Origin of the sequence: Flavobacterium sp. JAS (assembly GCF_020991455.1) — a bacterium.
GTDB lineage: Bacteria > Bacteroidota > Bacteroidia > Flavobacteriales > Flavobacteriaceae > Flavobacterium.
This window is the reverse complement of sequence record NZ_JAJMOX010000008.1, coordinates 62431-85360: the sequence shown is the minus strand read 5'-3', so window position 1 is coordinate 85360 and position 22930 is coordinate 62431. Positions and strand designations below refer to the sequence as shown.

Sequence of the window (22930 nt, the reverse complement as noted above, 5' to 3'; positions counted from 1 at the left end):
TTAAAATGAACAAAAAAATTCAACTTCAAGATTTAGGAAGTAAAGATTATAAATCGACCTGGGAATATCAGGAAGAACTTTTTAAGGACATAGTCGACTTAAAAATCAAAAACAGAAGAGAAGAACTTGATTTACCAACGCCAAATTATTTGCTATTTGTAGAACATCCGCATGTTTATACTTTAGGGAAAAGTGGTGATATGGAGAATCTGTTATTAAATGAAAAACAGCTTGAAGCCAAAGGAGCAACTTTCTATAAAATCAATCGAGGCGGAGATATTACCTATCACGGACCAGGACAAATTGTAGGTTACCCTATTTTAGATTTAGAAAATTTCTTTACAGATATTCATAAATATTTACGTTTTCTCGAAGAATCTATTATTCTGACCTTAGAAGAATACGGTATAAAAAGCGGACGAAGTGATGGCGAAACAGGTGTTTGGCTGGATGTTGGAACTCCGTTTGCTCGCAAAATTTGTGCTCTTGGTGTACGTGCTTCACGCTGGGTAACCATGCATGGATTTGCTATAAATGTAAATGCCGATTTAGGATATTTTGATAATATTATCGCCTGCGGAATCCGCGGAAAAGGTGTTACTTCATTAAACGTAGAACTTGGTGTAGAAAGAGTTGACGAAACTGAAGTGAAAGCCAAAATTGTAAAACATTTGACTCAATTGTTTGAAGCCGAATTTGTTTGATGAAATTTTAATTAAACACATAGAGACATAGATTTTTATGTGTATAAAGAGTGCAAAAAAGAAACACATTTCTTTCACATAGTTAGCTTTGTGTATTTTAAATAAGTGAAACGCCTTTTTTTTTTAGCTAAAAAAGCTATGTTTCTATGTGTTAAAAAATAATATTACAGGCTTCTAAAATATAAATAGTATGAAAGATGCTGAAGAAAATAACAATTTTAGAATTGCTGTTCCTTCAGCATTTGAAACTGTTTTTTCTCATTTTTACTTTGCTGAGAATAAAACAGCATTTCCGATAACGAAAACTTTATTGCCTAGTTTTCAAACCATTCTTGTTTTTAATTTCGGAACAAAATCATCTTTAAAATCAGAAAAGAACTCAACTCTCGAAATCGAAAAATGTATTGTTTTGGGACCAATAAAACAAGCATTCGATTATACACTAGAACCCAATTCGGAGATTTTAGTAGCCAATTTTAAAGAAGATGCTTTTTATAGATTCTTTGGAAATGCACTTCTAACACATTCATTACCAATTCACCCGGACGTTTTAATTGCAGAGAATTGCTTTTCAGTTTTATGGGAAGAACTCAATAATTTGTCTGATACAAAAGAACGTGTTGATTATATATTAGAATTCTGCAAGCCTTATTTAAGAGAGCAAAATGCTTTAACAACTCTTCTGGCCGATTTTAAAGAGGAGAACCTAAATCCCATCAAAGCAATTGCTTCTCGAACCAATCAATCAGAACGAAATATTCAGCTCAATCAAAAGAAGTTTTTTGGTTATACCATTAAAGAAATCAGTCGGTACGAAAGATTTTTAAAAGCGGTTGAAGCCATTCAGAAAGATATTCAAAACGATTCAAAAACCGATTGGCTTTCTATCGTTGATCAATGTGGTTATTATGATCAGAGTCAATTGATACACGATTTTAAATATTATATGAATATTTCTCCAACGAAATTTCTAAAATTCCAAAGTGATATCTGCAGTTCAAAAGCGGATTAAAAACCACTTTTCGTTTTCTTACAATTGTCGCCAAATCTTCCGTTTTACATTTGTCATGTTCAATCTTTAAAAATAGAAAACATGAAAAATTTAATTATTTACGCGCATCCAAATTCAGCAAGTTTAAACCATTTTTTCAAGCAAACCGTTGTTGAAAGTCTTGAAAATTCAGGAGAAGAAGTTATTGTTCGAGATTTAAATCAAATCAATTTTAATCCTGTTTTATCGCTGGAAGATATGCAAGGACAAAGAATGGGGCAGATTGCTGATGATGTAAAAGCAGAACAGGATTTTATCACTTGGGCAGATCAGATTATTTTTATTTACCCAATTTGGTGGACAGGAATGCCGGCGATTATGAAAGGTTTTATTGATCGTGTTTTTAGTTATGGATTTGCTTATCGATACGATCAGGGTGTTCAAAAAGGATTATTGACAGGAAAGAAAGCAATCATCATCAACTCGCATGGAAAATCAAAAGAGGAGTACGAGGCAATGGGAATGGATAAAGCATTAACGTTGACTTTTGATACCGGAATTTTCAACTATTGCGGACTAGAGATTCAAAATCATTTTTACTTTGATAAAGCAGATAGAGCCTCGACTGAAAACATTTCTGATTGGGAAAACCAAATTAAAACTGCTTTTAAATTGAGAGATGAAGTTTCTGTTTTAGGATAGAAGTTAATTTTTGAAAAAAAGATTGTTAAAAATGTAAAATTGATTTGATAATAGTCAGGAATTTGAATTGATGGCAAATTACAGGAGTGTTGTGATTTTGTAATGTTTTTATGGTAAATTTGGGTTAATACTTCTAAAAATAGCTTTAACTAAATTTAAAAACTTATGAGAAAAATCTACTTTGTGTGTTTCCTTTTTATGCTTAATGGCCTTTTTGCTCAAAAGAAAGATAAATTAAATCCAATTGCAGTTTATGAAAAAGCATGGTTAGAACATAATAGTGAAACACGGTTAAAATTAATAAAAACAATCTGGTTAGACGATAGCACTTTTGAGGATCCGTCGGCATCTATAAAAGGTGCTGCAGCATTAAATAATGTTATTAATGAGTTTTATAAAAAATATCCGGATGCGATATTAACCTCCGGTTCAAAAGTCGCAAAAGACAATTATGTAAGCTGGGATTGGAAAATTCTTGATTCAAAAAGTAAACTTATAATGGGCGGTCGTGATTTTGCGAGACTAAACGGAAAAGGCCAGATAAGTAAAATTATTGGTTTTTGGGATTCAGAAGTTACTTTGTCTGAGTCTGAAATTTTAAAAAATCTGGAAACCGATAATTACAAAGTTGTTGCTCAATATTATGAGTTGCTTTTTAAAAGTAAAAACTTTGCAGCAATGTCGGGGTTAATCGAAGATGGTGCGATTTATAGCCAGGCGGAAGGTTTGCCATACGGAGGAACATATAAAGGGTTTGATGAATGGACAAAAATGTATGCTAAATCAGCTGAATTTTTTGATTTGGAGATAGAAAAAGAGCCTGTTTATTTTAGTGACGCTACCAAAAATGAAGTAATTATTTATTTTACAATAAAGGGCAGAGCAAAAAAATCAGGTAAAACACTTTCAATACCAATTTCAGAACATTTTGATTTAAAAAATGGAAAGATTGCAGCAATTAGAGCTTTCTATTTTGATACAAAACAATTTGCTGAATTCTTAAAAAGCAAGAAATAAGATTGTAATTGCAACGATTTTAAATGATCGAATATAGATTAATAAAGAAAGGCTTATCAAATCTGATAAGCCTTTCTTTATTAGTTTAAAAGTCAAATTCTAATTGATCCGGCAAGAGCCTGAAACTCATACGATGGTATTTTGTTGGGCCATATTTTCTAATGGCATCGCGATGTTCTTTGGTTGGATAGCCTTTGTTTTTTTTCCAATTATACATTGGGAATTCTTCATGGATTTGATCCATGTATTCATCGCGGTATGTTTTTGCCAGTACAGAAGCAGCCGCAATACTCAAAAACTTGGCATCACCTTTTATAATACTTTGGTTGGGGATAGATTTTAAGAGTTCTATCTCGGTTTTAGAAAATTGTTTTCCAACAGAATTTTTTAAACCCAATTTAGCATTCAAAGAACGATTTCCATCAACAATAATAAATTCAGGAACCTGATTTAATTTTAAAATACATTCCTGCATTCCTTTCATCGAAGCGTTTAGAATATTTATTTCATCAATTTCATCAGGAAATAAATGAGTAACTGCAAAGCAAACGGCATGTTCCTCAAGGATAGGTTTTAAAAAAAATCTTGTTTTCTCGGATAATTGCTTACTATCATTCAAAATTTCATGTTCAAAATCAGTGGGTAAAATTATGGCAGCAGCAGTTACAGGTCCAGCCAAACAACCGCGACCAGCTTCATCAGTGCCAGTTTCGAAAACAAATCCGGAGAAATTTTTTGCAAGCATTCTTTTTAGTTTTAAAAAGCAAATATTATATTTTTTTTCTGGAATAATTCAATAGATGTAAATGAAATAAACATGGATTAATATCAGAATCTGAATTGGTAGCGGTATAAGAGAACTTAATTTATAAAAGCGTAAGGCATTTTTATGATTGAGAGTTTTTATAAAATTGAGCTTTGAAACTCTTTAAAAGTGATAATAAAAGCTGAAATTGAGAATGTGTGAATTTTAGGATAATTGAATCAAAATTTGAAGTAAACGGATAAAGGATTGTAATTTTAAAAGTAGTCAAATAAAACATTTCTAGCTGGAATTGTTTTATTTAGCTACATTTTTGTAAGGTAAAAGCTATATTAATTATGGCTTTATAAGTGTTTTTATTGGGGTAATTCTTCCTTTATGTGTTAATTAAATGTTAAAATTTAGATTAGTGAAAAGTCAGTATTTTAGGTTTAAAATTGCAGATGCCGTTAATTAAGTGCTAATTAACTATTGAGATATGAGTATGTGTTAAAATAATATTAAAAAAAAACTAAGGGAAGTTTAAAATCAGCTTGTTGTTTTAAGAAAATATTATGATGTTTGCCGGATACTAATTCAAAATTTAAAAAATGAAACTAAAGTTTAATGGATTCTTAGTGCTACTTGTAGTACTTATGGCGCAACTTACCTTTGCGCAAGAAAGAGCTGTTTCAGGAATTGTTTCCGATAATGCAGGAATGCCTTTGCCAGGTGTGAGTGTTTTAGTTAAAGGAACAAAAACAGGAACGCAAACAGATTTTGATGGAAAATACTCTATCAAAGCAACACCAAGTCAAACCTTGGTATTTACTTACATTGGGATGAGATCTCAAGAATTTTCTGCAGGCTCAACTGCAATAAATGTAAAATTAATAAGTTCATCAGTTGAACTTGAAGGTGTCGTAGTAACAGCCTTAGGGATTAAAAGAGAGAAAAAATCTTTAGGTTACGCTTCACAAGAGATTAAAGGTGCTGATTTAAATTCAGGTGCTGCAAGTGGAAACTTTCTTAATGAACTTTCTGGAAAAGCAGCTGGTGTAAATATTAGAAAAAACACCAACTTTGGTGGTTCTACAAACGTAGTTTCCAGAGGTGTTAAAAACCTTACAGGAGATAATCAAATGCTTATTGTTATTGATGGTATGCCTATTAATAACGCTAATACGAACTCAAGTGCAGGAAAACAAACTGAGGGAGCTCGTAATACATACGATTACGGTAATGCGGCTATGGATATTAATCCAGATGATATCGAGACATTAAACGTCTTGAAAGGTGCAGCAGCAGCAGCATTATACGGATGGCAAGCTGGTAATGGTGTAATCATGATTACAACCAAAAAAGGAAAAGCCAAAAAAGGAATGGGAGTAACTATTTCTAGTGATTTTACAGTAGGTAGTGTTGATAAAAAAACTTTCCCTGTTTATCAAAATAAATACGGACAAGGTTACGGACCAACTTATGATGGTAATGGTAATCCTAAGGGTATTCCAGTGGGGCCAACAGGAGCTTTCTTTACTATTGATAGTAACGGAAACCAAGTTGCGACTACTACAGACGATGCTTCTTATGGTGTTGCTTTTGATCCAAGTCTTTCAGTTTACCAATGGGATGCTTATACTAAATATTCTCCTAATTTTGGAAAGAAAACAGAATGGAAAGCAGCTGAAAATGGACCTGTTACCTTTTTTCAGGCAGCTACAACATTCAATAATTCTATCTCTATAGAGGATGGTACAGACAAAACTAATTTTGTTGTAAACTATAACAACTATAAAGAAAACGGAATATTACCAAATAGTGAATTAAAGAAAAATAATATCAGTCTTAAAATTAACCACAAGTTTACTGATAGATTATCTGTTAGTGCTTTTGCAAATTATTTGGCACAAACTACAGTTGGTAGAAATACAACAGGATATGGTGGTGATAACGTTGCCGGATTATTCCGTCAGTGGTGGGGTACAAATGTTGATATCAAAGCTCAGGAACAAGTTTTTAAAAATTCAGGAGGACAAAACATCTCTTGGAATATGGCAGATCCTGCTAATGGTAATACTAGCGCTAAATACTGGGATAACCCTTATTTTACAAGATATAAAAACTACCAATCTGATGAGAGAAACCGTTTTATAGGATATGCTCAATTAGATTATAAAGTAGCTGACTGGTTATCTGTAACCGGAAAAGCAAGTACAGATAGTTATTCTGAATTGCGTGAAGAAAGAAAAGCAGTTGGTTCTTTAAATGGTACATTTGGAATAAACAGATTGGCTGTTGGTTCTGGATACCAAAAATATAGTGGTATGTTTTCTGAGCAAAATTATCAGTTAACTTTGAATTTTAATAAAAAACTTACAGAAAGTATTTCGTTAAATGGTTTAGTTGGACTTAACTCTTTAAGAACGAGACGTACTTCTACACTTGCTTCTACAGATGGAGGACTTATTATACCAGGAATTTATGCATTATCAAACTCAGTAAATCCTGCTCCATATCCTGTAGAGGCTGAAGATAATTCAGGAGTGAATAGTGCTTATGCATCTGTCTCTTTAGGGTATAGAGACTTTTTATACTTAGATGGTACAGTGCGTAATGATGCATTCTCTACATTGCCAAAAGGGAATAACAAAGTAAATACATTCTCTACTTCTGCTAGTTACGTTTTTACTAAGCATGTTAACCAAGAGTGGTTGACTTTTGGAAAATTAAGAGCGAGTTACGCTGAGAACCCACAAGGAAATATCGATTTGTATGCATTACAAAGCGTCTTTAGTAAATTCAATAACTTTGGATCAAATCCATTGTATTCCAAACCAGACATAAGTGCTAATCCGGATCTAAAAACTGTAAAAACTAAATCTCAAGAGATAGGTTTAGAAATGCAATTCCTTGATAGAAGAATTGGTTTTGAAGCAAGTGTTTACAAAAGTTTGAGTTCTGATCAAATCTTTCCTGTAGACTATTCTACATCAACAGGATATTCTTCAAGATATGCAAATGCAGGATCTGTTGAGAATAAAGGTATTGAGGTACAACTTAATTTGACTCCTGTAAAATTGAAGGATTTTCAATGGGATGTTTTTGTAAACTGGTCTAAAAACGAAAATACTGTTGTTGCTTTAGCTCCGGGAATTGAAATATTAACATTAGGAACATTTCAAGGTGGGGTAAGTATAGTCGCTAAACCAGGTCATGCTTATGGAGATATTATTGGTAAAGATTACCTGTATGCTCCAGATGGACAAAAAGTTACTAAGGGAGGAACTTACTTAGTGACTGAGTCAGTTACCAATGTTATTGGAAATGTTACTCCGGACTGGATTGGTGGAATTCGTAATAAATTTTCTTACAAACAAATTGCATTAGGTTTCTTAATTGATATGCAAAAAGGTGGAGATATTTTCTCTCTGGATCAATACTACGGACAAAACTCAGGTTTATATGCTTCAACTGCAGGATATAATGAGTTAGGAAATCCAGTAAGAAATACACTTGCAAACGGTGGTGGAGTTATCCTTCCGGGTGTAAACCAAGATGGTACACCTAATACTACAAGAACACCAGCTCCAGAAGTTGCAGGTGGTATTTATGGATATACTAAGAATCCACAAAAAGCATTTATCTATGATGCAAGTTATGTGAAATTAAGAGAGGTAACTCTTACATACACCTTTCCTTCAGCATTAGTTTCTAAATTGCAGTTGACAGATTTAAGACTTTCTTTAATAGGTTCTAACTTATGGATCATCCATAAAAATCTTCCGGATGCAGATCCAGAAAGTGGACTTAGTTCAGGTAACTTGTCTGCAGGTTATTCAGGAGGTTCTCTTCCTACAACAAGAAATATTGGTTGTAACCTAACATTAAAATTCTAAATCATGAAAAAAATACTTTTATTAATATCTTTTGTTAGTGTTGCAATGTCATCATGCAGTACTGATATTACAGATATGAATGTTGATCCAAAAAGACCAACTACAACCAAGCCGGAATATATGTTTACTAATGCTGAAAAGAAATTAGTAGACCAGATGGCAAGTACAAACGTAAATATTAACGTTTTTAGATTATTTGCTCAGCAATGGGCAGAAACTACTTATCCAAACGAAAGTCAATACGAGCTTACTGTTAGAAAAATTCCTGATGCTCATTTTCGTGTTTTGTACAGAGATGTATTAGCTGATTTTCATGATGCAAAAGGGATGATTAAAAGTCAGGTTACTGAAACAGACGAAGCTGCTCTTATTAACCAAAATAAATTAGCTCTTATTGATGTTTTAGAAGCTTATGCATATAGTATCCTCGTAGACACTTTTGGGGATGTTCCTTATACTCAGACAGGAGATATTGTAAAATATCCTTTACCAGCTTATGATGATGCTCAAACAATTTACAAAGATCTTATAACAAGATTAACTGCAGATGTTGCTGTATTGAAAAAAAATGCTGCATATGCTAACTTTGGTGGTGCTGATATTATTTACGCAGGTGATGCAGCAAGTAATGCAAAGTGGGTAAAATTTGCTAATTCATTAATCGTAAGATTAGCTGTAAACATTTCGGATGTTGATGCAACATATGCTGCTACTCAGGTTCAGGCAGCTATTGCTTCTGGCGTAATGACTGCTAATACAGATAATACTAAATTAGTATACTTAACTACTTCAGGGAATCAAAACCCATTATATGCTGATTTAGTTGTTAGTAAGAGAGATGATTTTATTCCGGCTGAAACTTTTGTTGCAGCAATGGATGCTGTTGTTCCGGGTGGAGACCCAAGAATGGCGAAATATTTTGTGAATGCTACTAAGCCAGTTCCGGTTATTCCCGCGGGTAGAACTTATGTAGGAGGTACTTATGGTGAAGCTAACGTTTTTGCAACATATTCGCACATTACCGCTACATTAAATAAAGCTGAGTATCCTGCTACAATATTTGACTTTTCTGAATTGAATTTCTTATTGGCAGAAGCTGCTGAGAAAAATTTGATCCCGGGAGGTTCAGCTGTGGCAAAAACATATTATGATGCTGGAATTACTGCTTCAATGGCGGATTGGGGAGTAGCACCTGCTGCTATAACAACTTACTTAACACAACCTAAAGTAAATTATTTAAGTGCAGGAAGTGGAGCAACATGGAAAGAAAAAATTGGTATGCAAGCTTGGTATGCTCTTTATAACAGAGGATTTGAGGCATGGACATCTTATAGAAGATTAGATTTCCCTGTATTAAAATCACCAACAGCTGCTATAAATAAAAATATCCTGACAGTTCCTGTAAGATACACATACCCTGGTCTTGAGCAATCTGTGAATGGTACAAATTATACTAAAGCTGCCGCTGCTATTGGTGGTGACTTACTGAATACTAAATTATTCTGGGACAAGTTTTAGTATTGCTTTTATGATGGTTAATTTGGATTCTGAATAAACTCAATCATATAAAGTAAAAGCTAACTTAGAATAGTAAACAATAATTATTTTGAATTTTTTAGAACCCCGATTACAATTTTTGTAATCGGGGTTCTTGCTTAAAATAGTATCTGTTGAGATATTATATTATCTATTATGTTTTTTTATTTATACGTTTTTATCTTTTACCTTTGCTTCATCAAATTTTATCGAAATAATTACATATAAAGCCATCAAATGAGAATATTCATTTTTCTATATCTATTAGTTGTACCAACTTTATTGTTTTCTCAAGAAAAAACTACTCCTAAAAAAGGTTTAGACATGAACACAAAATATTCAAGTATAACTGATACCGTAAAGAAGAAAAAATCATTAGTTGCAACTATTGACCAATATCAAATTATTACATTAGAACATGACACAACATACATAGACACTTCGTTAACACTAAAAAGTGCCTATAAGCAAAACCATCTTAGAAAAGATACTTTTGGGCTTTTGCCTTTCTCAAACATTGGGCAAACCTATAATACATTACAATATAATTTAACAAGTTTTTCGCCGTATCCTGAAATTGGTTTCAAAGGCAAACACTTTAATTATATGGAAGCTAATGAAATTAAATATTACTCGGCAGCAACTCCGTTAACCGAATTATTTTTTAATACAACAATAAATAAAGGACAAAACGTAGATTCATTTATTACATTAAATACATCTAAAAATCTTAATTTTTCTATTGCATACAGGGGTTTACGTTCAGAGGGTGATTATATAAACCAATTGGTAAGTGCCGGAAATTTCAGATTTACCACAAGTTATGCAACAACAAGTAGAAGATATGCTTTAAATGCGCATTTTACTTCTCAGGATATTTCGAATGAAGAAAATGGCGGGATAACGACACCGACAGATTTTGAAAGTGATAATAAAGATTATAAAAATCGTCAGCGTTTACAAGTTTACCTCACAGATGCTAAGTCGCTATTAAAAGGAAGACGCTTGTTTTTTGACCATGCTTTTAGGATAAATCCAACAAATGGGAGTAATAATTTATATGTAACACATCAGTTTAATTACGAATATAAATACTTCGAATACAATCAGCCAACTGTACTATCTACGGTAGATGGCGAGCAGATTCAGCGTTTTGGAGAGTCTTATGCAACAAGTAATATTAATGATCAGACTCGTTATGAAAAATTATATAATAAAGTTGGAGTTGCTTATGAGAATTCGCTATTGGGGAAATTCAATTTTTTTGTAGACGATTACAGATCAAATTATAAATATGACAGAATTATAGTTTTTAAAGATGGAAGAACTATTCCGGATAATATATACCAACAGATTAATAATTTTGGAGGACAATATGAATATCAGAAAAACAAATGGAACGGTCGTTTTTTATATTCAAGATCAATCACAGATGTGTCACTTTCTGATTTAGATGCTAAGTTGAGATACAATTTGAATGATAAAATACAGTTTGATTTTAGATATAGAAACGTCAATAAATTGCCAAATAACAACTATAATTTATATCAAAGTAGTTACGTAAAATACAATTGGTCGAATAACTTTAAGAATGAAAAAATAAATTCTCTTAGTGCAAATGTTTTTACACCTTGGCTGAATGCAGAGGTTGAATATTCAGTTTTAAAAGATCATTTGTATTTTAAAGATATTTCGACAGCACAAGAAATTGCAGATCAGACTCAAATTATAAGCCCGGCACAATACGGAAATGCGATTAATTATTTGACAATAAAAGCGAGCAGAGAGTTTAAGTTTGGACCTTTTGGTTTTGACAACACACTTTTGTATCAAAAAGTAGATCAATCTGATTTAATTTTAAATGTGCCTGATTTTGTAACCAGAAATACATTCTATTATTCAGGATATTTTTTCAAAAAGGCATTATATATGCAAACCGGAGTCGTGTTTAATTATTTTACTAAATATTATGGTAACGATTACAATCCGGTTGTTGGAGAGTTTTTTATTCAGGAAAATAAAAAAATCGGAGGTTATCCGTTATTCGATTTATTTGTAAATGCGAGAATTCGCCAGACTCGATTTTATTTAAAAGCAGAACACATCAATGCTCTGTTTTCTAAAAGCGATTATTATTCAGCGCCTAATAATCCTTATCGTGATTTTGTTATCCGATTTGGTTTGGTTTGGAATTTCTTCCAATAGAATTAGGTTCTTATTACATTAAAAACCAAATATTAAATTTAAATAAAAATGGACTTTTCAAAAAACATTTTAGAAACAATTGGTAATACACCATTGGTAAAACTCAACAAAATTGTTGCTGAAATTGATGCCTTGGTATTGGCAAAAGTCGAAACTTTTAATCCGGGTAATTCTGTAAAAGACAGAATGGCCGTGAAAATGATTGAAGACGCAGAGGCAGATGGCAGATTAAAACCTGGAGGAACTATTATTGAAGGAACTTCTGGAAATACAGGAATGGGATTGGCTCTTGTAGCAATCATAAAAGGATACAAGTTAATTTGTGTTATATCAGATAAACAGTCCAAAGAAAAAATGGATATTTTGCGTGCAGTTGGAGCAAAAGTAGTGGTTTGTCCTACTGATGTTGAGCCAACTGATCCACGTTCTTACTATTCGGTTTCTAAGCGTTTAGCGGATGAAACACCAAATTCATGGTACGTAAATCAATACGATAACTTGTCTAATTCGTTGGCGCATTATGAGCAAACAGGACCTGAAATCTGGAAACAAACGGATGGTAAAATTACTCATTTTGTAGTTGGAGTAGGAACCGGAGGAACTATCTCAGGAGTTGGAAAATACTTGAAAGAAAAAAATCCAAATATTAAAATTTGGGGAATTGATACTTATGGATCTGTTTTTAAAAAATACCACGAAACTGGAATTTTTGATGAAAATGAGATTTATTCTTATATCACTGAAGGAATTGGAGAAGATATTTTACCAAAAAATGTTGACTTTTCATTAATCGACGGTTTTACAAAAGTAACTGATAAAGATGCTGCGGTTTATACTAGAAAAATTGCTCTTGAAGAAGCTATTTTTGTTGGAAATTCTGCTGGAGCCTGTATTAAGGGCTTGTTGCAGTTAAAAGAACATTTTAAACCTGATGATGTTGTTGTGGTTCTTTTTCACGATTCAGGAAGCCGTTATGTTGGTAAAATGTTTAATGACGATTGGATGCGCGAACGTGGATTCCTGGAAGAAAACGTAACCAAAGCCGAAGACGTAATTAAGGATCATATCGATAAACAATTGATCGTTGTTCGTACTGAAGAATTGGTTTCCCATGCAATTGAGCGTATGAGAAAATATAAAATTTCTCAAATTCCGGTTGTAGACATTAACGGATTTGTTGGTTCTGTAGATGAAACAGATTTGTTTAGAAGTTATGTTGCGGATAAAAATGTAGCCGAAAAACCAATTAAAGAAGTAATGGGAAAACCTTTCCCAATTGTAAAATTAGGAACTCCAATCGAAGAAGTTTCTAAATTGTTTACCAAAGAAAACGATGCAGTTTTAGTAGATCTTGAAAATGGAAACCATCATATTATTACAAAATATGATATCATTGGATCTATAAAATAAGACATTTTTTTATAATTTTATAAAACCATAAATCTAATTATCGAGATTAGATTTATGGTTTTTTTTAGCTTAAATAGATTTTAAAATGAATTTTACCGCAATAGATTTTGAAACTGCTACAGGGTATCATCCGTGTTCTGTTGGGATTGTTACTGTGCAAAACGGAATAATTGTAGACGAATTTGTCACTTTGATTAAACCGCCTAATAATGAGTATAATCCATTTACAATTCAGGTTCATGGTATTTATCCGAGAGATACAATAAATGCAAAATCGTTTCTACAGGTCTATCCTGAAATTGAAAGAAGATTAAAAAATAGGGTAATAGTAGCACATAACGAAAGTTTTGATCGTAACGTTTTGCTTAAATCAATGGCACTTCACGGTTTAGATTATGAAGATTTAAATATTGCTTCAAAATGGGAATGTACCGTTAAGATTTATAAAGCAAAAGGTTTAAAACCAACAAAATTGAGCGATTGCTGCCGGGAAATGAAGATTCAGTTAAACCATCATGAAGCATTATCTGATGCACGAGCTTGTGCTAAGTTATATATGTTGAAATAAATTTAACTATAAATTGTAGGATTAATATTATTTTTAATTAAATTTAGGCTTTTGTAAATCATTGTAAAAGCCAAAAAATGAAAGAAGATTTTCTTCATTATCTCTGGAAATTCAAGAAGTTTGAAACCTTGAATTTAAGAACTACACAAAACGAACCTGTCATTATTATTAAAACAGGTGATTATTTAGAGCTTTCAGGCCCGGATTTTTTAATGCCCAGATTATAATTGGAGATCAAAAGTGGGCAGGAAATATCGAAATTCACCTAAAATCTTCTGATTGGTATGTGCATCATCATGAAAAAGATATTGCATACGAAAATGTAATTTTGCATGTCGTCTGGGAGCACGATGCGGAAATTTTTAAAGAAAACAACATTCAAATTCCAGTTTTAGTTTTAAAAGATTATGTTTCATTTGATGTTATATCTTCCTATAAATCACTTCTTGCACCAAAATCATGGATATTCTGTGAAAGACAAATTTCGGAAATAGATGATTTTGTTTTTAAAAATTGGAAAGAAAGGCTGTTTTTTGAACGATTAGAACGCAAGTCAAAATTTATTTACGATTTGCTTGAAGAAACAAATCAGGATTGGGAGGCTGTTTTATTCTGTTTATTAGCAAAGAATTTTGGTTTAAATACAAATGGAGTTTCTTTCTTGCAAGTGGCTAAGGCTATTCCATTTTCGGTTATTCGAAAAGAAAGTTTCGAAGTTGAAAATCTCGAAGCTTTATTTTTAGGAACTGTTGGTTTATTAGATAAAGAAGGAGAAGATGTTTATTTTACAGACTTAAAAATTAGGTATTTCTATCTTCTGCATAAATACCAATTCGAAAAATGTCATATAGATTCGGTTCAGTTTTTTAAACATCGACCGGATAATTTCCCTACGATTCGGCTTTCGCAATTGGCAAATTTATATAGCAAACATCAAAATCTATTCTCTAAAATTATAAGTCTAAAAACGGTTAAAGAAGTATATGGTTTACTTAGGGTTTCTGCTAGTTTATATTGGCAAAACCACTATCAGTTTGATAAAGAAAGTCCAATGAAAGCGAAAACTTTATCAAAAGCATTCTTAGATTTAGTGATTATAAATACAATAATTCCGCTTCAATTTGCTTATTCCACCACAAGAGGTGAAACAATTTCTGAAGATCTAATTGAGTTCATGAATGAAGTTGCGCCAGAGAATAATACAATTATAAGTAAGTTTAAATCTTTTGGGATCCTGTCTAAAAATGCTTTTGAAACTCAAACTTTATTAGAACTTAAAAATGAATATTGTAATAAGAGAGCGTGTTTAAAATGCGCATTAGGCATGGAGTTGTTGAAGAATAATTAAGATAATCTGGTAATTTAATAATTAGAAAATGTGCCAATTAGATAATTTTGTACTTTTGTTCACCTGAAGAATGTCGAATATCATCCTGAGCGTAGCCGAAGGATAAATCTAAAACCAACTATGTCTGCTATTTTAAAACTAAAATTCTTTTTCGAGAAATATGGATTTCATGTTTCCTCAAGATTAGCTGACAAGCTTGGAATGCGTGTAACGAGTGTTCGATTATTTTTTATTTATATTTCGTTTGTAACGGCTGGTTTGGGCTTTGGAGTTTATCTTACCCTTGCATTTTGGATTCGATTAAAAGATTTAATTCGTTCAAAAAGGACCTCAGTTTTTGATTTATAAAATAAAAAAAACTCCATTAGTTGCTACTAATGGAGTTTTTTTATGAAATCATATTGATATTTATTCTGTTTCAGCTTCAGTATTTGGCTGGTTAAGTTTGGCTCTTTTTTTACTATATCCAAAATAAACTAAAATACCAATCGCTAACCATCCAAGTGAAAGTAATTGAGCATCTAAACTCAAGTTAATCATTAGATAAGTGTTGATTGAAATACCACAAACGGCAATTACTGGAAGAGCAGGAACTTTAAAAGTTCTTGTTAATTGAGGTTGTTTTACTCTCAAAATCCAAACTGCAATACAAACCATTGTAAAAGCAAATAAAGTACCAAAACTAGTCATATCAGCTAATCTGTTGATTGGAGTAAAAGCAGCTACTATAGCAATAATACCTCCTAAAATCATTAAATTAGTTTTTGGTGTTCCAGAAATTGGATTTACTTTAGAAAATACAGCAGGAATTAAACCATCTTTAGACATACCAAGGAAAATTCTTGATTGTCCCATAATCATTACCATTAATACAGATATTAAACCAATAGTTGCGGCAATTGTAATAATAAATCCAGCCCAGGCTTGTCCGGCAATATCAAATGCATAAGCAACAGGTGCTTTTATAGCTTCAGGATATTTTCCTAGTGGATTGAAATCTTTATAACTCATCATTCCGGTTAGCACTAAAGAAACAAGAATATATAATGTAGTACAAATTAATAAAGAAGCAATAATTGCAAAAGGAACGTCTTTTTTAGGATTAATAGCCTCTCCAGCTTGTGTAGAAACTGCATCAAAACCTACATAAGCAAAGAAAATTGCAGCAGCTCCAGAAACGATTCCGCCAATTCCATATGCATTATGAGTTGTTTCTTTTTCAATGATTTGAGTCGCTGCTGGAATAAATGGATGCCAGTTAGCGGTATTGATAAAGAAAAGTCCTGCAATGATTACAAAGATTACAGCAGAAACTTTAAGAATAACAATCATATTGTTTGCTTTTGCTGCGCTTTTTGTTCCCTTAATAAGTAATGAAATAACTAAAAGTACAATTAAGAAAGCAGGAAGATTCATAGAAAAACCCTCTCCAGTATAGCTGGCTGGGTCTGTTGTGAGCCATTCAGGAAGTTTAATATGAAACATTTTAAGTAATTTGTTGAAGTATCCTGACCAGGAAACCGCTACGGTCATTGATCCCATGGCGTACTCAAGTATAAGTCCCCAACCAATGATCCAGGCAAAGATTTCTCCAATTGTACCGTAAGCATAAGCATAAGCTGAACCCTCAACCGGTAGAATTGACGCAAACTCAGAATAGCAAAGAGCAGCAAAAACGCAGGCAATACCTGCAATAATGAAAGAAACTGCCAATGCAGGGCCTGCATGATAATATGCCCCCGTACCTGTAAGAACAAAAATTCCACCACCAATAATGGCACCAACTCCAATTGCAGTAAGGCTCCACTTTCCTAGAACTCTTTTTAAATTACTTTTTTTTATATCAGCTTCAAAAGCAGATATTGGTTTAACTCTCCAAATTGACATATATTATATTGGTTTATTGTTATTAAGCTCCAAATGTATTGTTTTTTGTAAAAAATAAAAACAATAATCATCTTTTAAGTTATAAAATATTTAATTATGTGATAATACCCACAAGAAACACTCTTTAAATTCTTATATTCATTAAAATTACTAGTGTTTTATAGCAGATTAATCAATTCGTAAATTAGTCATTTATTTAATACTTTTCTTAATAAAATAATTTATTTTCGCACAAATCATATTACAATTAGAAATAGAAAATGTATTAATTAATGAGTTTTAAAATATTATCAGGACTTTTTAAGTTTACAAGTCAGCAACGCACAGGGATTTTTTTGCTTTTTATACTTATAATAGTATTAAAGGTAGTTTATTTTTTTGTAGACTTTAGTCTTCCTGAAAAGTCTTTCCCTGAGAAAGAACAATGGGTTTCTCTACAAACTGAAATTGATTCGTTGAAATCAATAAAATATAATGGGGAGCCAAAAGTGTATACTTTTAATCCAAATTTTATCTCAGACTATAAAGGGGATAAACTTGGAATGTCGATTGAAGAAATTGATCGTTTGTTAGCTTTTAGAAAACAAAATAAATATGTAAATTCAACTGAAGAATTTCAGCAAGTCACAAAAGTTTCAGATTCTTTATTAAAAGTTATTTCGCCTTTGTTTAAATTTCCGGACTGGACTCAGAATAAATCTAACTTTAAGACAGAACAGAAAGAGTATACAGAGAAAACTTATTCGAAAAAAGAAAATAAAATAATAGTTTTAGATATTAATCAGGCAACTCAGGACGATTTAATTAAATTGTATGGAATAGGTGAAGCTTTGTCTTTGCGTATATTAAAACAAAAGGAGATTTTAGGCTGTTTTGTTTCTATGAACAAATGAGTGATGTTTGGGGACTTTCGCCTGAAGTAATTGCAGAATTGAATTCTCATTTTAAAGTGGTGATACCTCCAAATTTGAAAAAAATTGCAATAAATGATGCTTCTTTAAAAGAATTGTCGCAGTTTCCTTATTTCAGATATGCATTGGCAAAACAGATCGTGACAGCTCGAAGCATGAACGGAAATTTTAATAATATTGAGGATTTATCAAAAATTAAAGATTTTCCTGTTGAAAAAGCAAAAATAATTAGTTTATATTTGGAGTTCTAAAAAAATAACACACAATGAATTTTGATTACAATGAAACGCAATCAATGATTGCTCAGTCAATAAAGGATTTTGCCGATAAAAATATAAGACCTTATATAATGGAGTGGGACGAGGCTCAAATTTTCCCAATTCCTTTATTTAAAAAATTAGGCGAAATGGGATTTATGGGAGTTTTAGTACCCGAAGAATATGGAGGTTCCGGTTTAGGATATCATGAATACATTACAGTTGTTGAAGAAATTTCAAAAGTAGATCCTTCAATAGGATTATCTGTTGCAGCTCATAATTCGTTATGTACAAATCATATTTTGACTTTTGGAAATGAAGAACAAAAGAAAAAATGGCTGCCAAAACTTGCAACAGCTGAGTATATAGGAGCTTGGGGATTGACAGAACATAATACAGGTTCTGATGCTGGCGGAATGAATACAACGGCCGTAAGAGATGGTGACGAGTGGATTGTAAATGGAGCTAAAAACTTTATTACACATGCGATTTCAGGAGATATTGCCGTAGTAATTGTTCGTACAGGAGAAAAAGGCGATTCTAAAGGAATGACAGCTTTTGTTTTTGAAAAAGGAATGAAAGGGTTTTCGTCAGGGAAAAAAGAAAATAAATTAGGAATGCGTGCCAGTGAAACTGCAGAATTAGTTTTTGATGGTTGTCGCGTGCCGGATGCAAATAGATTAGGAGAAGTAGGGCAAGGATTTGTTCAGGCTATGAAAATATTAGATGGTGGACGAATCTCAATCGGAGCTTTGTCATTAGGAATTGCAAAAGGCGCGTATGAAGCTGCTCTTAAATATTCTAAAGAAAGACATCAGTTTGGACAACCTATTAGTAATTTTCAGGGAATTTCATTCAAACTTGCTGATATGGCTACCGAAATTGAAGCTTCGGAATTGTTATTGCATAAAGCTGCTTTCTTAAAACAACAGCATAAACCTGTAACAACCATTGGTGCAATGGCAAAAATGTATGCTTCAGAGGCTTGTGTGAAAATTGCAAACGAGGCAGTTCAAATTCACGGGGGTTACGGTTATACAAAAGATTTTCCTGTAGAGAAATTCTATAGAGATTCTAAATTATGTACAATTGGAGAAGGAACTACTGAAATTCAAAAAGTTGTTATTTCAAGAAACTTATTAAAAGAGTAAAATAATAATTTGGGCGTGCCCACAAAAACAAAAGCCATTTAGCAAACGTTGAGTGGCTTTTGTTTTTGTGGTCGGGCTTTCCATTACAAACGAAGTTCACTGAACTCCAATTAAAATAGATATTAAGTGAAGTAATCTTTTATATTCTTTCTTTAAGAATATAAAAGAATTTCCATTACAATCCCTCACGCAGAGAGTATTTATAAGGAAATTTATATTTAGAAAAATAATTTGGAATTTATACCTCATAATTCATAATTAATATATACTTTTGCACCCTTAACGAGAGGAGGTGTCAATATTATGTTAATTATACCAATTAAAGACGGAGAAAATATCGATAGAGCATTAAAGCGCTATAAAAGAAAATTTGATAAAACAGGAACTGTTCGTCAACTAAGAGCACGTACTGCTTTTATTAAGCCTTCTGTTATCAAAAGAGCACAAATTCAAAAAGCTGCTTACATCCAAAACATGAGAGATGGTTTAGAGAGTTAGTATATAGCTTTATAAAAATAATTACCGTTAGCTGTCAAAATTTTGATGCTAACGGTTTTTTTATGCTTAATTTTGAGATAAATAGTATTCTATATATAGGTGTAGGGTTTGGATTTGTATAATATGGAAAAGTGTTTATTCTTATGAAATCAAATAAAGAAGCATTTCGGGATTATCTTCAATTGGAGAAAAAATATTCTCCGCATACCGTCAATGCATATCTGAATGATATTTTGTTCTTTGAAATATTTAATAGGGAGAATTTTGAGCAGGAAAGTATTGAAAAGGTAAATTACAGTCAGATTAGAAGTTGGATTGTTTCTTTGGTCGATGCGGATATTTCAAATGTTTCTGTAAATCGAAAAATGGCTTCTTTGAAAGCTTTTTATAAGTTTCTTTTAAAAACAAAGCAAATAGAAGTGAGTCCGATGTTGAAGCATAAGGCTTTGAAAACACCAAAAATTATTCAGATTCCTTTTTCTGAAAAAGAATTAACAGATTTAATGTCTGATATTGATAGTCCTATTGGTTTTGAAGAGGTAAGGGATAAGCTTATTGTTGATTTGTTTTATACTACGGGAATGCGAAGAGCAGAGCTAATACATTTAATGAAGAGTAACGTTGATTTGTCTTCTAATGTAGTTAAGGTTTTAGGGAAACGAAATAAAGAACGGATTATTCCGATTTTGCCTGTTATTGTGGAGCAGTTTGGTATGTATTTGCAGGAAAGATCTCAGCTTGAAAAGATAGTAGATGGAGATTATTTTTTTATTTCTCGAAAAGGGTTAAAATTGAGTGAATCTTTTGTGTATCGATTAATAAATTCTTACTTTAGTAAAGTCTCTGAAAAGGTAAAAAAAAGTCCACATGTGCTTCGGCATACTTTTGCGACTCACTTGTTAAATAACGGAGCGGATTTAAATTCAGTTAAAGAATTATTAGGGCATTCGAGTTTGGCGTCTACGCAGGTTTATACTCATAATAGTTTAGCAGAGCTTAAAAAGGTGTATACTGATGCGCATCCTCGGAACAAATAATAGTTCTGAAATGTTTAACCCTAAAATTAGTATTATGAAGGTAGATGTTCATGCAGTTAACTTTACTGTTGACAGAAAGTTGGTAGATTTTATTCAGGAGAGAATGGATAAATTAGAAAAATATTATGATCGCGTGGTTTCGGCCGATGTTTTTTTGAAAGTTGAAAGAACAAGTGATAAGGAGAATAAGGCAGTAGAGGTTAAAATTAATGTTCCTGGGGATGATTTTTTGGTTAAGAAGCAATGTAAAACATTCGAGGAAGCAGTTGAACTTTCGGCAGAGTCTTTAGAACGTTTACTGGTAAAAAGGAAAGAAAAAATAAGAGCACATATATAATTGAACATAATTGAAAATTTTTTTCAAAAAATGTTTTGATACAAAGATAAAATAGCTACATTTGCAGTCCGTTAGAAATAGCGGACTTTTTTATTGATATTGCCAGCGTAGCTCAGTTGGCTAGAGCAGCTGATTTGTAATCAGCAGGTCGTGGGTTCGAGTCCCTCCGCCGGCTCTAAATATTTCAAATGCGATTTGAAATTGTTCATGCAATTATTGATAAAATAAAGGGGAGATACTCAAGCGGCCAACGAGGGCAGACTGTAAATCTGCTGTGTGAACTTCGCAGGTTCGAATCCTGCTCTCCCCACAAAAAAAAGAAGTTAAGATTTCGGATTGTAGGTTTTGGATTATAAAATCTGAAATCTAAATTCAAGAATCTAAAATCAGAACTCTCTGCCGACTTAGCTCAGGGGTAGAGTGCTTCCTTGGTAAGGAAGAGGTCACGGGTTCAATTCCCGTAGTTGGCTCAAGTAAGTAGGAAATTGAAAATTAATATATAACTAAGATTAAAAATTAAGTAAAATGGCAAAGGAGAATTTTAATCGTTCCAAACCGCACTTAAACATAGGTACAATTGGACACGTGGATCACGGAAAAACTACATTAACTGCAGCAATTACAAAAGTATTGTCTGATGCTGGTTACTGTCAAGCAAAATCGTTTGATCAAATCGATAACGCTCCAGAGGAGAAAGAAAGAGGTATTACTATTAATACATCACACGTAGAGTATGAAACAGCTAACCGTCACTACGCTCACGTTGACTGTCCAGGTCACGCGGATTACGTAAAGAACATGGTTACTGGTGCTGCTCAAATGGACGGAGCTATCTTAGTAGTTGCTGCTACAGATGGTCCAATGCCACAAACTCGTGAGCACATCCTTTTAGGTCGCCAGGTTGGTATTCCTAGAATGGTAGTTTTCATGAACAAAGTAGATATGGTTGACGACGCTGAGTTGTTAGAGCTTGTTGAAATGGAAATTAGAGATTTATTATCTTTCTATGAATATGATGGAGATAATGGTCCAGTAGTTCAAGGTTCTGCTTTAGGAGGATTGAATAATGATCCTGCTTGGGTTCCTAAAATCATTGAATTAATGGAAGCTGTTGATAATTGGATCGAAGAGCCAATTCGTGATACTGCAAAACCATTCTTGATGCCAGTTGAGGATGTATTTACAATTACTGGACGTGGAACTGTTGCTACAGGTCGTATCGAAACTGGTATTGCTAATACAGGAGATGCTGTTGAAATCATTGGTATGGGAGCTGATAAATTAACTTCTACTATTACAGGAGTTGAGATGTTCCGTAAAATCCTTGACAGAGGTGAAGCTGGAGATAACGTAGGTTTATTGTTAAGAGGTGTTGATAAAGAATCTATCAAAAGAGGAATGGTTATCATTAAGCCAGGATCAGTAAAACCACACGCTACTTTCAAAGCTGAGGTTTATATCTTGAAAAAAGAAGAAGGTGGACGTCATACTCCATTCCATAATAACTACCGTCCACAGTTCTACGTACGTACAACTGACGTAACAGGAGTTATTACTTTACCAGAAGGAGTAGAGATGGTAATGCCAGGAGACAACTTGACTATCAATGTATCTTTATTAAGCCCAATCGCAATGAGCGTAGGTTTACGTTTCGCTATCCGTGAAGGTGGTAGAACTGTAGGTGCAGGTCAGGTAACTGAAATCGTAGGATAATCCTATAAATATTATAA

General features: G+C 32.7%; 19 protein-coding genes, 3 tRNA genes and 1 pseudogene. 21 read left to right on the top strand and 2 right to left on the bottom strand.

The window, feature by feature from the left end; genetic code table 11:
• Positions 1 to 5: 5 nt before the first annotated feature.
• From lipB to LPB88_RS13010, 4 genes are all read left to right on the top strand, one after another.
• Positions 6 to 704: a lipoyl(octanoyl) transferase LipB gene (lipB, locus tag LPB88_RS13025; protein WP_230716113.1), complete on the top strand. Its 699-nt coding sequence runs from the start codon at positions 6 to 8 to the stop codon at positions 702 to 704.
• Positions 705 to 894: 190 nt separating this feature from the next.
• Positions 895 to 1716 carry an AraC family transcriptional regulator gene (locus LPB88_RS13020; protein WP_230716111.1) on the top strand — a complete coding sequence of 274 codons (822 nt, stop codon included), beginning with the start codon at positions 895 to 897 and terminating at the stop codon, positions 1714 to 1716.
• Between the two features lie 81 nt (positions 1717 to 1797).
• Positions 1798 to 2397: an NAD(P)H-dependent oxidoreductase gene (locus tag LPB88_RS13015; RefSeq protein ID WP_230716109.1), complete on the top strand. Its 600-nt coding sequence runs from the start codon at positions 1798 to 1800 to the stop codon at positions 2395 to 2397.
• A 165-nt stretch (positions 2398 to 2562) separates the two neighbouring features.
• Entirely contained in the window at positions 2563 to 3414 is an 852-nt protein-coding gene (locus tag LPB88_RS13010; protein WP_230716108.1) for a nuclear transport factor 2 family protein, read from the top strand.
• A gap of 85 nt (positions 3415 to 3499) precedes the next feature.
• Here LPB88_RS13010 and LPB88_RS13005 read toward each other — a convergent pair whose 3' ends face one another.
• A complete protein-coding gene (locus LPB88_RS13005; protein ID WP_230716107.1) occupies positions 3500 to 4159 on the bottom strand; it encodes a ribonuclease HII in 660 nt (219 codons plus the stop codon).
• A 608-nt stretch (positions 4160 to 4767) separates the two neighbouring features.
• Here LPB88_RS13005 and LPB88_RS13000 point away from each other — a divergent pair.
• From LPB88_RS13000 to LPB88_RS12970, 7 genes and pseudogenes are all read left to right on the top strand, one after another.
• Positions 4768 to 8055: a SusC/RagA family TonB-linked outer membrane protein gene (locus tag LPB88_RS13000; protein ID WP_230716106.1), complete on the top strand. Its 3288-nt coding sequence runs from the start codon at positions 4768 to 4770 to the stop codon at positions 8053 to 8055.
• Between the two features lie 3 nt (positions 8056 to 8058).
• Positions 8059 to 9573, top strand: a complete 1515-nt coding sequence (locus tag LPB88_RS12995; protein WP_230716105.1) for a SusD/RagB family nutrient-binding outer membrane lipoprotein — start codon at positions 8059 to 8061, stop codon at positions 9571 to 9573.
• A gap of 255 nt (positions 9574 to 9828) precedes the next feature.
• Positions 9829 to 11796, top strand: coding sequence for a putative porin (locus LPB88_RS12990; protein ID WP_230716104.1), 1968 nt, complete (start codon positions 9829 to 9831; stop codon positions 11794 to 11796).
• A 48-nt stretch (positions 11797 to 11844) separates the two neighbouring features.
• The gene (locus tag LPB88_RS12985) at positions 11845 to 13206 is read left to right on the top strand and encodes a pyridoxal-phosphate dependent enzyme (protein ID WP_230716103.1); all 1362 of its coding nucleotides are present in this window, start codon (positions 11845 to 11847) and stop codon (positions 13204 to 13206) included.
• 85 nt (positions 13207 to 13291) lie between these two features.
• Positions 13292 to 13774 (top strand): 3'-5' exonuclease, encoded by a 483-nt coding sequence (locus LPB88_RS12980; protein ID WP_230716102.1) that lies wholly within the window; start codon positions 13292 to 13294, stop codon positions 13772 to 13774.
• Between the two features lie 77 nt (positions 13775 to 13851).
• A pseudogene (locus tag LPB88_RS12975) lies at positions 13852 to 15122 on the top strand (DUF2851 family protein).
• 120 nt (positions 15123 to 15242) lie between these two features.
• A complete protein-coding gene (locus LPB88_RS12970) occupies positions 15243 to 15470 on the top strand; it encodes a PspC family transcriptional regulator (protein WP_008466940.1) in 228 nt (75 codons plus the stop codon).
• 60 nt (positions 15471 to 15530) lie between these two features.
• Here the strand turns inward: LPB88_RS12970 and LPB88_RS12965 are convergent, their stop codons facing one another.
• On the bottom strand, positions 15531 to 17009 hold the full coding sequence (locus LPB88_RS12965) for an APC family permease (RefSeq protein ID WP_230716101.1): 1479 nt from the start codon (positions 17007 to 17009) through the stop codon (positions 15531 to 15533).
• A gap of 272 nt (positions 17010 to 17281) precedes the next feature.
• On the opposite strand from LPB88_RS12965, the gene LPB88_RS12960 reads away from it, so the two are divergent.
• The 10 genes from LPB88_RS12960 (at position 17282) to tuf (ending at position 22913) form a co-directional block, all read left to right on the top strand.
• Complete coding sequence (locus LPB88_RS12960; RefSeq protein ID WP_370635835.1) at positions 17282 to 17902, top strand: ComEA family DNA-binding protein; 621 nt, start codon at positions 17282 to 17284, stop codon at positions 17900 to 17902.
• Positions 17899 to 18171 carry a ComEA family DNA-binding protein gene (locus LPB88_RS23865; protein ID WP_370635834.1) on the top strand — a complete coding sequence of 91 codons (273 nt, stop codon included), beginning with the start codon at positions 17899 to 17901 and terminating at the stop codon, positions 18169 to 18171. Before LPB88_RS12960 ends, LPB88_RS23865 begins: the two co-directional genes overlap by 4 nt.
• A gap of 14 nt (positions 18172 to 18185) precedes the next feature.
• Positions 18186 to 19328, top strand: coding sequence for an acyl-CoA dehydrogenase family protein (locus tag LPB88_RS12955; protein ID WP_230716100.1), 1143 nt, complete (start codon positions 18186 to 18188; stop codon positions 19326 to 19328).
• A 303-nt stretch (positions 19329 to 19631) separates the two neighbouring features.
• Positions 19632 to 19826 (top strand): 30S ribosomal protein S21, encoded by a 195-nt coding sequence (gene rpsU, locus LPB88_RS12950; protein WP_026985791.1) that lies wholly within the window; start codon positions 19632 to 19634, stop codon positions 19824 to 19826.
• A gap of 143 nt (positions 19827 to 19969) precedes the next feature.
• On the top strand, positions 19970 to 20863 hold the full coding sequence (locus LPB88_RS12945; protein WP_230716099.1) for a tyrosine-type recombinase/integrase: 894 nt from the start codon (positions 19970 to 19972) through the stop codon (positions 20861 to 20863).
• A gap of 34 nt (positions 20864 to 20897) precedes the next feature.
• A complete protein-coding gene (gene hpf, locus LPB88_RS12940) occupies positions 20898 to 21200 on the top strand; it encodes a ribosome hibernation-promoting factor, HPF/YfiA family (RefSeq protein WP_173964702.1) in 303 nt (100 codons plus the stop codon).
• Positions 21201 to 21301: 101 nt separating this feature from the next.
• A tRNA-Thr gene (locus LPB88_RS12935) sits at positions 21302 to 21375 on the top strand.
• A gap of 54 nt (positions 21376 to 21429) precedes the next feature.
• Positions 21430 to 21510: transfer RNA gene (locus tag LPB88_RS12930), tRNA-Tyr, on the top strand.
• Between the two features lie 88 nt (positions 21511 to 21598).
• Positions 21599 to 21670: transfer RNA gene (locus LPB88_RS12925), tRNA-Thr, on the top strand.
• A gap of 55 nt (positions 21671 to 21725) precedes the next feature.
• Positions 21726 to 22913, top strand: coding sequence for an elongation factor Tu (gene tuf / locus LPB88_RS12920; RefSeq protein WP_059116012.1), 1188 nt, complete (start codon positions 21726 to 21728; stop codon positions 22911 to 22913).
• Positions 22914 to 22930 lie beyond the last annotated feature (17 nt).